At 60.4% G+C, this 15,896-nt stretch carries 20 protein-coding genes; all 20 read left to right on the top strand.

Annotation, left to right across the window (positions count from 1 at the left end):
* Positions 1-93: 93 nt before the first annotated feature.
* Entirely contained in the window at positions 94-582 is a 489-nt protein-coding gene (locus AACZ86_RS11920) for a hypothetical protein (RefSeq protein ID WP_339692855.1), read from the top strand.
* A complete protein-coding gene (locus AACZ86_RS11915; protein ID WP_339692854.1) occupies positions 572-1,906 on the top strand; it encodes a terminase family protein in 1,335 nt (444 codons plus the stop codon). Before AACZ86_RS11920 ends, AACZ86_RS11915 begins: the two co-directional genes overlap by 11 nt.
* A 38-nt stretch (positions 1,907-1,944) precedes the next feature.
* Positions 1,945-3,081, top strand: coding sequence for a phage portal protein (locus tag AACZ86_RS11910; protein ID WP_339692853.1), 1,137 nt, complete (start codon positions 1,945-1,947; stop codon positions 3,079-3,081).
* Between the two features lie 150 nt (positions 3,082-3,231).
* The gene (locus tag AACZ86_RS11905; protein ID WP_339692851.1) at positions 3,232-3,540 is read left to right on the top strand and encodes a DUF6127 family protein; all 309 of its coding nucleotides are present in this window, start codon (positions 3,232-3,234) and stop codon (positions 3,538-3,540) included.
* Positions 3,541-3,650: 110 nt separating this feature from the next.
* Positions 3,651-4,040, top strand: coding sequence for an HK97 family phage prohead protease (locus AACZ86_RS11900; RefSeq protein WP_339692850.1), 390 nt, complete (start codon positions 3,651-3,653; stop codon positions 4,038-4,040).
* A gap of 117 nt (positions 4,041-4,157) precedes the next feature.
* Complete coding sequence (locus tag AACZ86_RS11895; RefSeq protein ID WP_339692848.1) at positions 4,158-5,330, top strand: phage major capsid protein; 1,173 nt, start codon at positions 4,158-4,160, stop codon at positions 5,328-5,330.
* 116 nt (positions 5,331-5,446) lie between these two features.
* Complete coding sequence (locus AACZ86_RS11890) at positions 5,447-5,992, top strand: hypothetical protein (RefSeq protein ID WP_339692847.1); 546 nt, start codon at positions 5,447-5,449, stop codon at positions 5,990-5,992.
* Complete coding sequence (locus AACZ86_RS11885; RefSeq protein ID WP_339692845.1) at positions 5,992-6,318, top strand: head-tail adaptor protein; 327 nt, start codon at positions 5,992-5,994, stop codon at positions 6,316-6,318. Before AACZ86_RS11890 ends, AACZ86_RS11885 begins: the two co-directional genes overlap by 1 nt.
* Entirely contained in the window at positions 6,315-6,536 is a 222-nt protein-coding gene (locus AACZ86_RS11880) for a hypothetical protein (RefSeq protein ID WP_339692843.1), read from the top strand. Before AACZ86_RS11885 ends, AACZ86_RS11880 begins: the two co-directional genes overlap by 4 nt.
* Entirely contained in the window at positions 6,533-6,931 is a 399-nt protein-coding gene (locus AACZ86_RS11875; RefSeq protein WP_339692841.1) for a DUF3168 domain-containing protein, read from the top strand. Before AACZ86_RS11880 ends, AACZ86_RS11875 begins: the two co-directional genes overlap by 4 nt.
* A 144-nt stretch (positions 6,932-7,075) precedes the next feature.
* Positions 7,076-7,483 carry a phage tail protein gene (locus AACZ86_RS11870; protein ID WP_339692839.1) on the top strand — a complete coding sequence of 136 codons (408 nt, stop codon included), beginning with the start codon at positions 7,076-7,078 and terminating at the stop codon, positions 7,481-7,483.
* A complete protein-coding gene (locus AACZ86_RS11865; RefSeq protein ID WP_339692837.1) occupies positions 7,476-7,799 on the top strand; it encodes a gene transfer agent family protein in 324 nt (107 codons plus the stop codon). The genes AACZ86_RS11870 and AACZ86_RS11865 overlap by 8 nt, the downstream gene beginning before the upstream one ends.
* Positions 7,792-8,073, top strand: coding sequence for a phage tail assembly chaperone (locus tag AACZ86_RS11860; RefSeq protein ID WP_339692835.1), 282 nt, complete (start codon positions 7,792-7,794; stop codon positions 8,071-8,073). The genes AACZ86_RS11865 and AACZ86_RS11860 overlap by 8 nt, the downstream gene beginning before the upstream one ends.
* A complete protein-coding gene (locus AACZ86_RS11855) occupies positions 8,066-8,653 on the top strand; it encodes a tail tape measure protein (RefSeq protein WP_339692833.1) in 588 nt (195 codons plus the stop codon). Before AACZ86_RS11860 ends, AACZ86_RS11855 begins: the two co-directional genes overlap by 8 nt.
* Position 8,654: 1 nt before the next feature.
* The gene (locus AACZ86_RS11850; protein WP_339692831.1) at positions 8,655-11,003 is read left to right on the top strand and encodes a DUF2460 domain-containing protein; all 2,349 of its coding nucleotides are present in this window, start codon (positions 8,655-8,657) and stop codon (positions 11,001-11,003) included.
* Positions 11,000-11,818, top strand: coding sequence for a DUF2163 domain-containing protein (locus tag AACZ86_RS11845; RefSeq protein WP_339692829.1), 819 nt, complete (start codon positions 11,000-11,002; stop codon positions 11,816-11,818). Before AACZ86_RS11850 ends, AACZ86_RS11845 begins: the two co-directional genes overlap by 4 nt.
* A gap of 26 nt (positions 11,819-11,844) precedes the next feature.
* Positions 11,845-12,237 (top strand): peptidoglycan endopeptidase, encoded by a 393-nt coding sequence (locus AACZ86_RS11840; RefSeq protein ID WP_339692827.1) that lies wholly within the window; start codon positions 11,845-11,847, stop codon positions 12,235-12,237.
* Positions 12,238-14,463, top strand: coding sequence for a phage tail protein (locus AACZ86_RS11835; protein WP_339692825.1), 2,226 nt, complete (start codon positions 12,238-12,240; stop codon positions 14,461-14,463).
* Positions 14,464-14,508: 45 nt separating this feature from the next.
* Positions 14,509-14,958: a DUF2793 domain-containing protein gene (locus tag AACZ86_RS11830; protein WP_339692824.1), complete on the top strand. Its 450-nt coding sequence runs from the start codon at positions 14,509-14,511 to the stop codon at positions 14,956-14,958.
* Positions 14,959-15,148: 190 nt separating this feature from the next.
* Positions 15,149-15,896: outer membrane beta-barrel protein (locus AACZ86_RS11825; RefSeq protein ID WP_339692822.1), on the top strand; the 748-nt coding region annotated here is incomplete at its 3' end.

Genomic DNA, 15,896 nt, shown 5'->3' with positions numbered 1-15,896 from the left:
TCTGAATGATCCCGCCGGACCGGCGAGGCCTTCGGACCGGAAGGCCCTTTTTTATGTCCGGACGGTTCGCGCCGATCCGGTGCGGAGTATATTATGCCGAAATCAAGAGTCGGGGGATGTTATGACCACAGGGGCAAGCTCAAGTTCCTGAAAAATCTTGCCATAAGTTCGCACGTGTCGGCTTCGGCCAAGGCGGCCGGTGTTGCGGTGTCGACCGTGTATCACTGGCGCGAGCGGGATCCGGAGTTTCTACGGGAATGGATGCGGTCTCTGGCCGCCGGCTACGAGCTGCTGGAAATGGATTTGCTCGACCGTGCGCGTAACGGCGTCGAGAAACCCGTTTTCCATGAAGGCAAGCAGGTTGCGACGGTGAAGCACTATAATGACGGCATTGGCGTCAAATTATTGCTGGCGCACAAGCAGATGGTGGCGCTGACCCGCGCAATAGAGGATGATATCAGTCCGGAACAGATACGCATCAACCTCGACCGCAAATTGGCCGATATGCGGACAAAGCTGCTCAGGCGTCGCGAACTGGCCGAAGGTCAGGCAAAGCCGCCGGCCTCCGATAATGATGAATGAATTGACCGATGCGGAGTTTTATGCGGATTCGAGCGCGCGGGAACGCAGGGCTCTTTTCTCCTCGCTGAACCGGCGGGAGCAGCAGGACATCCTGTACCACTGGAATTTCTGGGCCCGGCCGGAACAGAGACCGCCCGAAGGTGACTGGTCAATCTGGCTGATCATGGCGGGGCGCGGCTTTGGCAAAACCCGGGCCGGAGCCGAATGGGTGCGGCAGATTGCCGAATGCGACGGCAGTGCCCGCTTCGCGCTTGTGGGTGCGAACTATGCCGAAACCCGGACGGTGATGGTCGAAGGGGAGAGCGGCCTGCTGTCGATCGCGCCGCCAACGCAACGGCCGGTCTGGGAACCGTCGCTGAAGCGGCTGACCTGGGAAAATGGCGCGCAGGCGCATCTCTATTCCGCCGCTGAACCGGAGGGATTGCGTGGCCCTCAACATAGTCACGGCTGGTGCGACGAGATTGCCAAATGGATGAACAATGCCGGACAGGCGGAAGCGGCCTGGGACAATCTGAAAATGGGTCTGCGCCTCGGTTATCGTCCGCAGATGGTTGCCACAACCACGCCGCGTCCAGTGCCGCTGGTGCGGGCTCTGGCTGGCGGCGAGGCGGCTATTACAAGAGGCCGGACGCAGGATAATGACCTGCATCTGCCGGTGGCTTTTCTCACCGCGATGACAGCGGATTATGGTGGAACAAGGCTTGGGCGTCAGGAACTGGATGGCGAGTTGATCACGGATGTCGAGGGCGCGCTATGGACAAGGGGGATGATCGAGGAGTGTCGGGTTTCTCGCAACGTCGCTCGAGACGAACGGGAGATTGGTTTTGCCAGAATAGTCATTGGCGTCGATCCGCCAGCCTCGGCAAGGGGCGACGCCTGCGGGATCATCGTTGCCGGACTGGGCGCGGATGGCAAAGCTTATGTTATGGCCGACTGCAGCGTGGGAAGGGCCAGTCCCGAAACATGGGCCCGCAAGGTGGCCGATGCAGCGGATCGCTTCGATGCCGACCGTGTGATTGCGGAAGCCAATCAGGGCGGAGCGATGGTCAAATCGGTGCTGCACGCGGCGAAGATTTCGTTGCCGGTCAAACTGGTCCACGCCGCGCGCGGCAAGGTTGCACGGGCGGAACCGGTGGCGGCGCTTTATGAAAATGGACGGGTGCATCATGTCGGCGCGTTCCCGCAACTGGAAGACGAGATGTGCGGGTTGCTGACCGGCGGCGGCTACGAAGGGCCGGGCCGGTCGCCGGATCGCGCGGATGCGCTGGTCTGGGCGCTGACGGAGTTGATGTTGGGGAAAGCGCGGGTGCCGCGGGTCCGTTAGCGGGGCCTCGATCTTTGCCGAGGAACAAAGGAACAAACATGACATTTTGGGAAAATATCGCGCTCGCGTTCAAGGGCGGGGGTGGACCATCGCGGCCGCCTTTGGGGCGCAGCTATATCGGCACTTATGGTGGCGCGGCTCTTTCGGGGGACGCGCCTTTTTCATATGAGGGCCGGGTGCGCGAGGCCTATGTCGAGAACGCCATTGCCCAGCGGGCGGTGCGGATTGTCGCCGAGGGGGTTGGCGGCGCGCCGCTGCTGCCGGTGGACGAAAAGGTCATGGTTCTGGTCGATGGTCCAGGGACCAGCCAGTCGTTGCTGGAGACTATCGCCGCGCATCTGTTGCTGCATGGCAATAGCTACGTGCAGGTGATCTGTGCCGAGGATGATCGGCCGGCCGAGCTTTACGCGCTTCGTCCGGACCGTATTACCGTCGAGCCTGATGCCAAGGGCTGGCCGGTCGCCTATAATTACCGCGCAGGCGAACATCGCACCCGCTTTGCGGCGCAGGATGCGATGGGCCGGCCGGCGATTGTGCACTTGAAGGGCTTCCACCCGACCGATGACCATTATGGGCTCGGCTGTCTGGGCGCTGCGGCGAAAGCGGTGGCGGTGCATAATGCGGCGGCGAAGTGGAACAAGGCGATATTAGACAATGCAGCGCGGCCTTCGGGGGCGCTGGTCTATGATCCGGGGGCCGATGGATCGGCGCTGACCGGGGAGCAGTTTGACCGGCTGAAGGCCGAGATGGAGGCGAGTTTTGCCGGGTCCGGCAATGCCGGGCGGCCGATGCTGCTTGAGGGCGGTCTGAAATGGCAGTCGATCAGCATGACTCCGGCGGACATGGACTTTGTCGCGCTGAAAGAAGCGGCCGCCCGGGAGATCGCGCTGGCCTTTGGCGTGCCGCCAATGCTGCTCGGTCTGCCGGGAGACAATAGCTACGCCAATTACCGCGAGGCCAACCGGGCTTTGTGGCGGCTGACGATCTTGCCGCTGGCGGGGAAGATATTGGACGGGCTTTCCGCTGCACTGGGCAGCTGGTGGCCGGACGCGAAGCTGGCGGTGGATCGCGACCAGATTCCGGCCTTGTCGGAGGATCGGGAGCGGTTGTGGAAGCAGGTTTGCGAGGCGGATTTTCTAACGCCGGAAGAGAAACGGGCGATGCTGGGGGTTTGAAGAAGGTAAAGCCCCTCCTCTTTAGAGGAGGGGTTGGGGTGGTGGCGATGCTTCAGCATCGCTCGCGAATGCGAATTTTGCGCTGACCGATAGGCCCCACCCCAACCCCTTCCCTGAAGGGGAGGGGCTCAAAAAAGGAACGTCAATCAAATGCAAAACAACGAAATGCTCGCCCGCCTGATGGCGCAAGCGGAAGGCGATGGCGCGGATCTTGTGACGCTGCGCGCGATTGTCGAGGAAGCGACGGACAGCGGCGCTGTGCGGGTGCTCGACAGGCTGGGGCTGGCCGATCCCGGTGCCGAGGATGATATTGACGAACTGCGCGAGCTGCTTCGCGCCTGGCGTGACGCGAAGGCGAGCGCGTGGAAAGCGGCGATCCGCTGGATCGTGCGGGGGACGCTGGCGCTGCTGCTGGTCGGGATCGCGATGCGGCTGGGTCTGGGGCACCTGGTATCGTGATGGGGATGCAGACGCCCGTTCGTGCTGAGCCTGTCGAAGCTTCGCTTGCCGGGAGGGGCCCTTCGACAGGCTCAGGGCGAACGGATTCTCCTTCAAACAATCCCGGTACCGTGCGCTTCGCTGGTTATGCCGCGATCTTTGATCGTGTCGACAAGGGCGGGGATATCATCCGGCCCGGGGCGTTCGGCATTTTGGCGGAAGGAAAATCCCTGCCGCTGCTGTGGCAACATGACCCGATGCGGCGGATCGGCAGCGTCGATTTTGCGCGCGAGGACCGGCGCGGTCTGCGGGTGATCGGGACCGTCTCGACGGAAACCCGGGCCGGGCGGGATGCCGCGGCGCTCCTGTCCAGTGCGGCGGTGAAGGGGCTGAGCTTTGGCTATCGCGTCAAGCGAGCGGCGGGCGAACAGCCGCGCGAATTGCTTGATCTGGATGTCGCGGAGATTTCGCTGGTGACGTCTCCGATGCAGGCATTGGCGCGCGTCCATCTGGTTGAATAGCCCTGATTTTTTCGCGCGAACACGCGAAGTCACGAAGAGGAACGACCTGTTTCGTGGCTTTGTGACTTCGTGCGATTTTCACGTTCGAATGAAGGAAAAACCAAGGAAAGGAATATTATGGAACTCTCTCCCGAAACCCCATTGGAAACCAAGGCCGAACCGCTCGAAGCATCTTTCGATGCGGTGCTGATCGCCGAGGAAACGGAAAATCACGGCAAGGCGATTGCGACCTTGCGCGGCGATGTTGATGGCCTGAAGGGACAGGTCGATGCAATCGGCAAGGTTGCGGCCAGGCCGGCACTCGATGGTGCGAAAGGCATGCCGACTTCTCCGGCCGCGCAGGATTTTGTCACCAAATATCTTCGGCGCGGGGAGCAGGCTGGCGTCGAGCTGAAGAGCTTCTCCGGTGCTTCCGGTCCCGAGGGCGGTTTTGCCGTGCCGCAGGAAATTGACGCGCTGATCGGGGCTACGCTGAAAGATATTTCGCCGATCCGGTCGATTGCGACGGTCGTGCGGACTGGCAGTGCGGGCTATCGCAAGCTGGTCACAACCGGCGGCACGCCATCCGGCTGGGTCAGCGAGACCGCAGGGCGGCCGGAAACCGATACGCCGGATTTCAACGAGATCGCGCCGCCGAGCGGTGAGCTTTACGCCAATCCGGCGGCCTCGCAAGCGATGCTCGATGATGCGGCTTTTGATGTGGAATCCTGGCTGGCGGACGAGATCGCCCGCGAATTTGCCCAGGCGGAAGGAGCGGCCTTCGTCGGCGGCTCGGGTGTCAATCAGCCGCGCGGTTTTCTGAACGCGGCGGTGACCGACGAGAGTGACGACATCCGCGACTTCGGGTCGCTGCAATATGTGCCGTCCGGCGCGTCAGGCAGTTTCGACAGTGAGGATGTGCTGGTCGATCTGGTCCACACGCTCCGTCCCGCCTACCGGCAGGGCGCGAGTTTTGTGATGAACAGTTCGACGCTGGCGCATATCCGCAAGTTCAAGACGGCGGATGGCGCCTTTTTGTGGCAGCCTTCGCTCGCCAGTGGACAGCCCGCAACCCTGCTCGGCTATCCGGTGGTCGAGGCCGAGGACATGCCCGATATCGCTGCCGACAGCCTGTCGATCGCCTTCGGCAATTTCCGGGCCGGCTATCTGATCGCCGAACGCAGCGCGACCAGCATCTTGCGTGATCCGTTCACCAACAAGCCGTTTGTCCATTTCTACGCGACCAGGCGGGTTGGCGGGCAGATCATGAATTCGGAAGCGATCAAGCTGATGCAGTTCAGCGCGTCCTGAAACCTTCTGATTGAAGCCCTTGCTGCGCTTCGGTGCAGCGCGCCCGTGCCGGCTGCTCCCCCTCTCGATCCGGCACGGGCGCATATTTCAAACCCAAGTGAAAGGATGCCGCGACCGTGAGCTTCCCCATTGCAGACTGGCCGGAACTACCGGCAGCGCTGATCGCAGAGGTCAGGGATTTTGTTCGGATCGATCATCAGGCCGATGATGCCGCGATTGACGCATTTTTGCGCAGCGCGGCGTCCTTGTGCGAGGATTTTACCGGCCAGATGCTGCTCGTCCGGTCGGTGACCGATATCTTGCCGGCGCGGCAGGCATGGCAAAAGCTGAAGCGGTTGCCGGTGCAGTCCATTATTTCGGTCGAGCTTGTCGCCGCAGACGGAACCGCATCGGTGCTGGCGGTCGAGGACTATGCCGTCGATATCGATAGCGAAGGAATCGGATGGATAAGGCTGCGTCGCAGCGACGGGGGGTCGCGGATCCGGGTGGCCTATATGAGCGGTCTGGCGACGGATTGGGAGGAACTACCTGCGGGTCTGCGCCAGGGGATCGTGCGGATGGCGGGATATTTCTACGCCAATCGCGACGGTGTCGATGCCGGTGGCCCGCCGAGTGCGGTGACCGCGCTGTGGCGACCTTATCGGCGTATGAGGATGGCGTGATGGGACAGGAATTTTCCGGAATCTTGCGCGAGCGCATTGTCGTCGAACGTCAGGCCGCCGGTCGAGATGCGCTGGCCTCGGCTGACCCACAATATAGCACCATCGGAGAATATTGGGCTGCGGCAGAGGCCCTGGACGGGGGCAGTGCCAGCGAAGCGGAGAGCCGTTCGTCGATGCCGCGCTGGCGGTTCATATTGCGCGAAACCCGGGCGATCAAACCGGGTGACCGGCTGCTCTGGAGCGGTCGAACAATGACCATAGCGAGCGTCATCCTGGAGCATCGGCTGATCCCGAAAACCATCCTGCAGGCGGAAGAGACGAGATGATGGAAAAATTGCAGAAGCGCGGGGAGGCGATTGCCGAACGGCGGCTGGCTCGCGCAAGAACCGAAATCAAATCGGCGCTGGTGGATGAATTGTCTGGTGACGTGCGGGTAACTGAGACTGCCGGAGGAATCCAGGTGGAAGCCCGGCGCCTGAAACAACGGCTGATCGAGAATAGCAGCCTGCGCGATGTCGCCTTTCTGATGCGGGCCGTGCGATGAGCAGCGCGCTGGAAGCGGTACAGCAGCAGCTGGTAGCACGGCTGGTCGGGCATGCGGCGTTGATGGATCTGGTCAGCGGCATATTTGACGGACCGCCGCCACGAGCCGATTTTCCTTATATCGCGCTGGCTACCGGGGTCTCGCTTGACTGGAGCCACAAAGGCGGTGTTGGACGCGAGTTGAGTCTTGCGCTGATCGTTCACGACGACGGCGAGACGGCGGCGCGTCTGCACCGGGTGATGGCGCTGGTTGAAGAGGCTCTGGAGCCGGGACTGGATGATCCGGATGGCTGGCAGATCGTTACTTTCACCTTCCGCCGGACCCGAATTTTGCGCAGCGCAATCAGTCCCTGGAGCGGGTTGGTCGAGTATCGAGCGAGGGTATTGAGGGAATAATTATAGCTCACGAGCAGGAGCGCCGAACCGACGCGCAGCGGAGGCAAGCGCGACCGCGCGCCGGGCGAAAGCCCGCCCTGTCGGAGGCGTTCGCGTAGCGAACTGCCGCGAGACAAAAGAAAAACAACATAAAGGAACCGGAACATGGCAGCAGAAAAAGGCAGCGCCTTTCTCCTGAAAATTGGCGATGGGGAGGATCCGGTCGCTTACACAACGATCGCAGGTCTGCGGACCACGCAAATGTCGATAAACGGCGAACCGGTGGCGATCACCAGCAAGGATAGCAGCGGCTGGCGGCAGTTGCTGTCGGGCGCGGGGGTGCGGTCGGTATCGGTATCCGGTGCCGGCGTATTTACCGGCTCGGACGCGGAGATCAGGATCAAGAACCATGCGCTGGGTGGCATCATCGACGCCTATGAACTCAGCTTCGAGGGCGGCGAGCGGATGCAGGGCGATTTTCTCGTCGCCCGGCTGGACTATAGCGGCGATTATAATGGCGAGCGCAGTTACACATTGAGCCTCGAAAGCTCCGGGGCGGTCGCCAGTGTCTGACCGGCCTGCAAATGCCCTGCGCGGCGAGGCAGAGATTGTCATTGACGGCACGCGCCTGATTCTGCGGCCCAGTTTCGCCGCTCTGGTAGCCGCCGAGGAGGAACTGGGGTCGCTGTTCGATCTGGTCGAACGGGCGGCCGGCGGGCGGCTTTTGCTGTCGGAAATTGTTACGCTGTTCTGGCATGTTACGTGCGACCGGCCGGAGCATCTGACCCGTGATCAGCTGGGCGAGGGAATGATGAAACTGGGCCTCGCCGGGGTAACGCCAGCGCTGAAGATCCTGCTGAAACAGATATTGTCGGGCGGCGGTGCGTGACGCGTGCCCCCGCGAAGGCGGGGATACATCTCCGGCTGGCTCGGCAGACGACCTGTCTCGAGATGGACCCCGGCCTTCGCCGGGGCACAATGATTTTTCATCATCGACACATAAATTATCCGGCGCCGTCTCCGCAGTCCTCGGCTGGACACCCGACCAGTTCTGGAAGGCAACACCTGCTGAACTGGCAACCATATTTGCGGCCCTCGCCGACAGCGTCCCGCTCGGCACTGAACAATTTGAAAAACTGAAAGAAGATTTCCCCGATGGATGAAGAAATCGAACGGCTGGTGGTAAGCGTTCGTGCCGATACCGCCGGTTTTGCCAAGGACGTGGCCGATATGAAAGGGCAGCTGGACGGCCCCTTTACGTCTGGTCTCGAACGGGCCGGATCGGCTCTGGAATCCACGCTCAGCCGAGCTATCCGGCGCGGATCGCTGGGCTTTGAAGATTTGCGGCGGGTCGCGCTGTCGGTGATGAACGACATTGCCAGCGCCGCGATCAGCGGTGGTTTGACGGGGCTGTTTGGCGGTGGCTCGAGCGGGTCCGGCGGCGGTCTGCTCAACTTGGGGACATCTCTGCTCAGCGCCTTTCTCGGAGTGCCGGGGCGGGCGACTGGTGGTCCGGTGACGGGTGGCCGCGCCTATATGGTCGGAGAGCGCGGGCCGGAGCTTTTCGTGCCGACGGCAGCAGGGCGGATCGAGCAGCCGGCTTCGGTTGGCACTACCCCCGATATCCGGCTTACCATCAATATCTCGGACAACGGCCAGGGCAGCGCCCCCGAGCAGATGCGTCGGTCGAGCCGGCAGGTGGCGCGGGCGGTGCGCAATGCGCTGAGCGCGAAGGCGGGCTGATATGGGCTTTTGGCTAGCAGAAAAAAGAACGGGACAGCGGAGCAGCTTCATCCAGCGTTTCGATCCTCGCTTCTGGACGATCAATTTCCCGCGCCCGATGATGGCGTCGGTGGTGACGACTGCAGCAGATGCGCTCCGGGTGGATGCGGTTTTCTACAATAGCGACGATCTGGCCGGGCTGATCTGGGAAAGCGAAGACACGCTTGACCATCCGCTGCTCGCCTATGAAACCGAGCGCGATTATTCGCGGCTCAGCTGGCAATTTCACTGGCGGTCTGACGGTATCATGCCGCTCGATGCGATCAATGGTCCGACGCTGACCATCGAGGGGCGGGATGCGACCGGTGATCCGAAATCCTGGTATGTGCGGCTGTGGAACTATGCCAGCGGTACGCCGACCGATGCGCGTATTTCGATAGAATTTTCCAAGATCGAAGGCGGGTTCCTGTTGCCGGGAGAAGCCGATCCGGTGTTTCCCGAAGATATCGACCGGCTGTTCATCTCGATCATTCCGCCGGAATATGACGAGCTTGGTACGCGTTATGACATGCCGAAGACCGGATGGGTCGAAATGAGTGCTATCCGGACCGATGGCCAGGGCGCGGTGCTGGAAATTGGTGACATCATGGTGCCGGAAAACGGTCTGTCGATGGCAACCGCTTATGACGATAGTTTCAACCAGACGCCCGAGCGGTTGCTGCGAATGACGCGGGCGTTGGGCTATCGCGGGTCGATCAATCATTATCTCGGGATGAGCCATTATTTCCGGCTGGAGACGGTCGGAGAGGGACTATATGCCAGTCTTTCCGCTCCGCAAGCGGGCGAAGAATTTGCCGCGATCAACCAGCCGGCGGCTGTGTGGCACCGCGACCTGATATCCCGTGCGGAAGCGATGGGATTTTCCGTGATCCTGTCGCTGTCCTACGAACTGTTCGACGCGCATTGCTGGAGTGACTGGAAGCAGCGGGCGGAGAATGGCGATCCGGCTCTGACCGGCTGGGAGCCGCCGTCAACGCTGCTTTCGCCTGCCAACGCCGACGCGATGAACTATCTGCAGGCCGTCGCGCGGGCCTTCACTGCCATTGCCCGCGATGCGGGCGTGGCGATCCGTTTCCAGGTCGGCGAGCCATGGTGGTGGATTATGCCAGACAAGCGTATCTGTCTCTATGACACTGCGGCCAGTGCAGTCTTTGGCGAAAATTCGGTCAGCATTGCCAGCATCGACGGACCGAAGACGGCGGCGCAAAATGCCATGCTGGATCAGGCCGGAGAAATTCTGGCTGAGTCAACTGGCGCTCTGCTCGACGCGGTGAAAGACGAAGTGGGAGCGGCTCCAGTCGAAACGCTCTTGCTCGCCTATCTGCCGACGATTCTGGATATAGATGCTCCCGAAGCGAAGCGGGCAAATATGCCGGTCGACTGGGCCTCGCCTGCCTTCGATATATTGCAGCTGGAAGATTATGACTGGGTGATCGCCGGTAACCGGTCGGCTACCGGGAGCGGTATTGAACTGGCAAGCGAGCGGCTCGGCTATCCGGTCGAACAGCAGCATTATTTCACCGGTTTCGTGCTGCAATCGGTGGATCGCTTCATCTGGAGCAATATGGTCGATGCGATCGATGATGCGCGGGCGAGAGGCACGCCGGAGATATTCGTCTGGGCGCTGCCGCAGGTTGTGCGCGACGGATTTACCTATTTTCAGGAAAAGGAAGAGGATGTGAACGGCTTCGACGACGTGCAATTCCCGCTCGCGATTGGCCAGGGGGCCAGCGTGTCGCCGGGTTTCTCCACCAATATCGTGACGACCATTTCCGGTCACGAGACACGCAACAGCGACTGGGCCGATGCGCGGCTGGAATTTGATGTCGGGCCGGGGATCAGGAGCGAGGAAGAATTGCGGATATTGATCGCCTTTTTCCGGGCGCGCAGAGGTGCGGCCAAGGGGTTTCGGTTCCGCGAACCCTATGATTATAGTTCCAATGAAATGGTTGGAGAGCCAACGCCGACAGACCAGCTTCTTGGCAAGGGTGATGGCCAGCGGACCGAATATCAACTGGTCAAAAATTACGGTGATCCAGACGGAGAGCTGCAGCAACGATTTATCACGCGGCCCGATCCGGAGTCGCTGCAAGTCGCGGTGGGCGGGCAATTGACCGGTGGCTGGTCGTTGAGTCCGACCGGCGTCATCGCATTTGACAGTCCGCCGACGGAAGGCAGCGATATCACCGCCGGTTTTCTGTTCGACGTGCCGGTGCGTTTCGCCAGCGATCAATTGCAGGTGAATTACGCGACATTCCTTGCCGGCGATATTCCCGAGGTGCTGCTGGTCGAGGTTCGGGAAACATCATGAGCCTCGACTGGCTGGATCGGGACGTAACCACCGGCACCTATCTCTGGCGGCTGGAGCGCGAAGACGGCGTTGCGCTGGGCTTTGCCTCGCATGACCGGGACCTTGTCATCGACGGGTTTCGCTATCGCGCGACACCGGGGATGGTGCCCTCCTCTATCGCGCTGTCCGACAGTCTCGACATCGACAATGTCGAGATTTCCGGCGTGGTGACGAGCGCTGCGATAGCGGAGACGGATCTCGACGCCGGACGCTGGGACGGGGCGCTGCTCTATATTTCGCTGGTCGACTGGGAGCAGCCGGATGTGGAGCCTTTACCGCTGATCTGCGGCGAATTTGGTGAAATTGTGAGATCGGGCGACAGTTTTACGGTCGAGATGCTGGGCGCGACATCCTTTCTCGACGAACCGATCGCGCCGCTGACATCGCCCACCTGCCGGGCCGAATTTTGTGATCGCCAGTGCAAGCTCAGTCTGCACCGGCACCAGCGGGAGGGCCGGATCATTACGATCAGCGGGGATGAGATCGGGATTGATGAGGTGGGTGACGCGGGTGCGGATTTTGCGTTCGGTTCGCTGCGTTTTCTCGACGGTCCGAATTGCGGGCTAAGCTATGCAATCGTCAGCGGGCAGGGGGATGCGGTCAGACTGGCCGACCAGCCCGTTCAACCGGTTGCGCCAGGGGCGAGGGTTTTGCTCACCGAGGGTTGTAACAAGAATTTCGCGACCTGCCGCGACCGCTTTGCCAACAGCTTCAACTTTCGCGGCGAACCCTATCTCCCCGGCAATGACTTGCTCACGCGATATCGCGGCGCATGAAACTCTCCGGAAAAGGATCACCAAAAATGGCGAAAAAAGCAGTGTCTCTGTGCGGGGCCGAATTCCGGCTGCACGGTCGGGATGCGAAAGATGGTCTGGATTGCATCGGACTGGCCGAACAATGTCTGCTTGCCGCTGACGTCGATTGCGAAGCACCCAATGGCTATTCGCTCCGGGGCGGTTCCGAGGATTCGATCAACGCGTTTATGGCCGATATCGGTTTCATACGCTTCCCGCCCGAAGCCGGGTTATGTGAAGGCGATATCGTTCTGGTCCGACCAAGCCCGGTCCAGTGGCATTTCCTGATCCGCGCCAATGATGGTTTTGTTCACGCCCATGCCGGTCTTGGCAAGGTCGTATTCTGTCCCGGCGAGGCCCCTTGGCCGATTGTCTCGATTTTCAGGCTGGTGGAGGATTGAATGGCGACCCTGGTGTTGACCGCCGCGGGTACCGCAATTGGCGGGCCCATCGGCGGTGCCATAGGCGCCATGATCGGCCAGCAAGTCGACCAGAATGTCCTGTTCAAGCCAAAGGGGCGGGAAGGGCCGCGCTTGCAGGAACTGGCCGTTCAGACGTCGAGCTATGGAGCGCAAGTCCCCCGCATATATGGCAGGATGCGGGTTGCGGGGACGGTGGTCTGGGCAACCGATCTTAAAGAGACCCGCAGCCGGGAAGGTGGAGGAAAAGGCCGGCCGAGCACGACAATCTACAGCTATTCTGCCTGTTTCGCCGTCGCCTTGTCCAGTCGCCAAGTCCAGAGCATCGGCCGGATATGGGCGGACGGAAAAATCTTCCGGGGTGTCGCCGGCGATTTCAAGACGGCCACGCAATTTACCTTTCACGCGGGTAGCGAGGACCAGCCCGTCGACGGGCTGATGGCCAGTGCGGAAGCCAATGACGGGACACCGGCCTATCGCGGTCTGGCGCTGGCCGTTTTCGAAGACATGGACCTGACCGAATATGGCAACCGGATCCCGTCTCTGACGTTCGAAGTGATTGCTGACGACGGTTCGGTGTCCATTGCAGAAATTGTCACGGACCTCTCGGGCGACCGGATTGTTCTGCCGGCGGGTGAAGCGCTTATCGGCTATGCGGCCGGGGGAGAAGACAGGCACGCTGCCTTGCGCTCGCTGACCGATTCGATTCCGCTATCCTTTTCGTCCGATCCGGTTGCCATTGACCGGATCGAAGCGGAGGTGCGCCTGGGTGCAGATCCTGCGACCGGCTTGAAGATCGACGGCGATTTCGTGCGCGTGGCTGGCAGGCAGGAAATCGCACTACCCGAACAGCGTTCTGCTTCGATTTCTGCGACTCCGAGACAATTGTCGGTCCGCTATTACGATCCGGCGCGCGACTATCAGTCGGGGATCCAGTCCGCGTCCCGCCCGGGGGCAGGCCGGATATCGCTGGCGCGGGATTTTCCGGCGACCATGGCTGTCACCGACGCCAGAGCGCTCGCATTAGACGGGCTATGGTCCGCATTTGACGAACGCTCGTCGTTGCATGTTTCCTTGGCTTTGGGCCGAGAGCCCTATCGGCCCGGTTTGCTGGTCAGATTCGGCGCATTTGAGGGGCTTTGGCGCATCCGGCAATGCGAGATCGGGCGCGGGTTCGTGCAGCTTTCGTTGACCCGGGCCTATAGCAATAAAAATCTGTCTCCAATCGAATCGGAACAGGGCAGAAACGTACCGGATTCGGACCTTATCGCCGGATCGACCCGCCTTGTGCTGGTCGACCTGCCGTTCGCTATTGATGCACCCACTGCTGTTTCGGATTCAGCCAGGCTTTATGCGGCAGCTGCCGGTGATGTGGGGTGGCGAAACGCCCAGCTTTTTGCTTCCGGCCCTGATGGCGCAACCGGCGCTTACATCGGCCAGATAGCTGCGCCCACAATCATGGGAACGACCTTGGGAACGCTTGATCCCGCGAACCCCGCCTTGATTGATCAGCTCAATTCTATCGATGTCGAAATGCGTAATCCGGCCATGGCGCTGGCCTATGCCGATGAATCGCAGTTGCTGGCCGGTAGCAATGTCGCCGTTATCGGTGGGGAAGTCATCCAGTTTGCCGAGGCGGTTCCCTTGGGGAACGGGCAATATCGTCTGACCAGGCTGATCCGCGGGTTGGGCGGTACGGAGGCCGAAATCGCGTGGCATAGCGCGAATGAAGATTTCATATTGCTCGATGCGGCGTCGATGCTGGAGATCGCTTCGGCCATTTATCCCGCTTTTTCACCGACCACTGTCTTTGCACTCGGCCGGGACGATCTCGCTCCGGTTTCCGCATCAATAGCATCACCAGGCCGCGCCTTGCTGCCCTGGTCGCCGGTTCATCCGACTTGGAATTTTCTCGATAATGGTGATCTGGCGATCGGCTGGACCCGTCGGTCCCGGGCGGGAGCAATCTGGTCCGACCATGTCGAAGTGCCGCTGGCGGAAGAGGTCGAGAAATACAGGGTTGAGCTATCGGCATCTGACGGTTCGGTTGTCCCCGTTTTACAAGAATCCGCAACGCCGCTGACCACTGTACCTGCAGCTCAGATTGAGCCATTTTTCATAAATAATATCAGTGATATAAGCGCCCAAATCTTCCAAGTGGGGGCGCACGGCCGGTCCGCGGCGCTGGTATTTGAAATACCGCTTTGAATTCACCCCATTCTACTCTCGTAAACTCACTGGAAAGAACCCGTTATGGCTATATTGGAAACCGCCCGTCTTAAGCTTCCGCTGCTCGCTGCAGGTCAGGCACACAAGGAGCTGTTCCATAACGAAGCCCTCACGCGCATCGACCATTTGATACATCCGGCGGTGCAGGCGATCGAAACCGATCCGGCAGCGATTATACCGGTGCCCGGACAATGCTGGATTGTCGGATCGGGTGCCACAGACGAATGGCTGGGACATGATGATGAAATAGCCGGTTGGACCGGCAATGGCTGGCTGTATATCACGCCGCTTTCGTTGATGCGCGTCTATATCGAATCGACAGATAGTATCGCGGTGTATCGCGGGTCGTGGCAATTGGCATCTCCAATCGAAAGTCCGGTGGCTGGCGTCGTTGTGGATGTTGAGGCGCGTAGCGTGATCGATTCGATATTGGCGGCGCTAGAAGCGCAGGGAATTGTCCTGTCCGGTGCATAAAATCGATTTCTGAAGCCACTTGAGACACCGGTTTGCCTAAATCGTCCAAATTTGGAGACCATTTTTTGCGCTAAACACCGAAAATGGCGACATTTTCGCAACAGTTCTGCGATTTGGCCGCTTGCACTGGTCGATGCAAGACGCTAGAAAGCGGCGTGAATTTAGAACCTAATTGAGAAGGGGAATATAAATGCGGAAGCTTGCCTTAGGAATGGCGCTTGCCTCCACAGCGCTGGCAACACCTGCCATGGCCCGTGATGGCCAATGGTATGTTGGTGTCGAGGGCGGTGCAATGTTGGCCGAAGATCTGACGATCGATCTTGCCGGCGTAGACGGTGCGCTCGAAACTAATCATGACACCGGTTATGATTTCGACGGTATCGTCGGATATGATTTCGGTGGTTTCCGGTTGGAAGCTGAAGTCGGATATAAAGCTGCGGCTGCCGATAGTGTGCTAGCCAGTACGCCTGGTATCCCACAGTCAGCAAGTGGCGCTGGAACAACCTTTTCTGGTTCGACAGCGATTAATGGCGAAGTAAATGCTCTCAGCTTCATGCTGAACGGTATGTTCGACTTTGGCGATGACGATGGTCTTCAGGGCTTTCTTGGCGGCGGCGTTGGCGTTGCACGGACCGAAGTCACGAATGTCTTTGCCGGACCTTATATTGATGATTCGGACACAGGCTTTGCATGGCAAGTGCTTGCAGGCGTTCGTGCTCCGTTGAACGATAGCTGGGATGTTGGACTGAAATATCGGTTCTTCAACCATGAAGGCGTAAACCTCGTAGATCAAATCGGCCGTACAGCCGATACCCGTCTGCGTACCCACTCTATCTTGGGTAGCTTGATTTACAACTTCGGCGGCGAACCAGCGGCACCACCGCCACCACCGCCTCCACCACCACCGCCACCTCCACCACCGCCACCACCGCCGCCAC

Source organism: uncultured Parasphingorhabdus sp. (assembly GCF_963975735.1).
Classification (GTDB): Bacteria; Pseudomonadota; Alphaproteobacteria; order Sphingomonadales; family Sphingomonadaceae; genus Parasphingorhabdus.
Note: the sequence above shows the minus strand (reverse complement) of the source record. Positions and strands in the feature narration are given on the sequence as shown.

What these genes read in the sequence shown, in the direction of transcription:
- AACZ86_RS11875 (WP_339692841.1), top strand. Translation starts at nt 6,533, where the DNA reads ATGAGCAGCGCGCTGGAAGCGGTACAGCAGCAGCTGGTAGCACGGCTG.
- AACZ86_RS11830 (WP_339692824.1), top strand. Translation starts at nt 14,509, where the DNA reads ATGGCTATATTGGAAACCGCCCGTCTTAAGCTTCCGCTGCTCGCTGCA.
- AACZ86_RS11870 (WP_339692839.1), top strand. Translation starts at nt 7,076, where the DNA reads ATGGCAGCAGAAAAAGGCAGCGCCTTTCTCCTGAAAATTGGCGATGGG.
- AACZ86_RS11840 (WP_339692827.1), top strand. Translation starts at nt 11,845, where the DNA reads ATGGCGAAAAAAGCAGTGTCTCTGTGCGGGGCCGAATTCCGGCTGCAC.
- AACZ86_RS11910 (WP_339692853.1), top strand. Translation starts at nt 1,945, where the DNA reads ATGACATTTTGGGAAAATATCGCGCTCGCGTTCAAGGGCGGGGGTGGA.
- AACZ86_RS11835 (WP_339692825.1), top strand. Translation starts at nt 12,238, where the DNA reads ATGGCGACCCTGGTGTTGACCGCCGCGGGTACCGCAATTGGCGGGCCC.
- AACZ86_RS11895 (WP_339692848.1), top strand. Translation starts at nt 4,158, where the DNA reads ATGGAACTCTCTCCCGAAACCCCATTGGAAACCAAGGCCGAACCGCTC.
- AACZ86_RS11920 (WP_339692855.1), top strand. Translation starts at nt 94, where the DNA reads ATGCCGAAATCAAGAGTCGGGGGATGTTATGACCACAGGGGCAAGCTC.
- AACZ86_RS11850 (WP_339692831.1), top strand. Translation starts at nt 8,655, where the DNA reads ATGGGCTTTTGGCTAGCAGAAAAAAGAACGGGACAGCGGAGCAGCTTC.
- AACZ86_RS11845 (WP_339692829.1), top strand. Translation starts at nt 11,000, where the DNA reads ATGAGCCTCGACTGGCTGGATCGGGACGTAACCACCGGCACCTATCTC.
- AACZ86_RS11880 (WP_339692843.1), top strand. Translation starts at nt 6,315, where the DNA reads ATGATGGAAAAATTGCAGAAGCGCGGGGAGGCGATTGCCGAACGGCGG.
- AACZ86_RS11855 (WP_339692833.1), top strand. Translation starts at nt 8,066, where the DNA reads ATGGATGAAGAAATCGAACGGCTGGTGGTAAGCGTTCGTGCCGATACC.
- AACZ86_RS11915 (WP_339692854.1), top strand. Translation starts at nt 572, where the DNA reads ATGATGAATGAATTGACCGATGCGGAGTTTTATGCGGATTCGAGCGCG.
- AACZ86_RS11905 (WP_339692851.1), top strand. Translation starts at nt 3,232, where the DNA reads ATGCAAAACAACGAAATGCTCGCCCGCCTGATGGCGCAAGCGGAAGGC.
- AACZ86_RS11885 (WP_339692845.1), top strand. Translation starts at nt 5,992, where the DNA reads ATGGGACAGGAATTTTCCGGAATCTTGCGCGAGCGCATTGTCGTCGAA.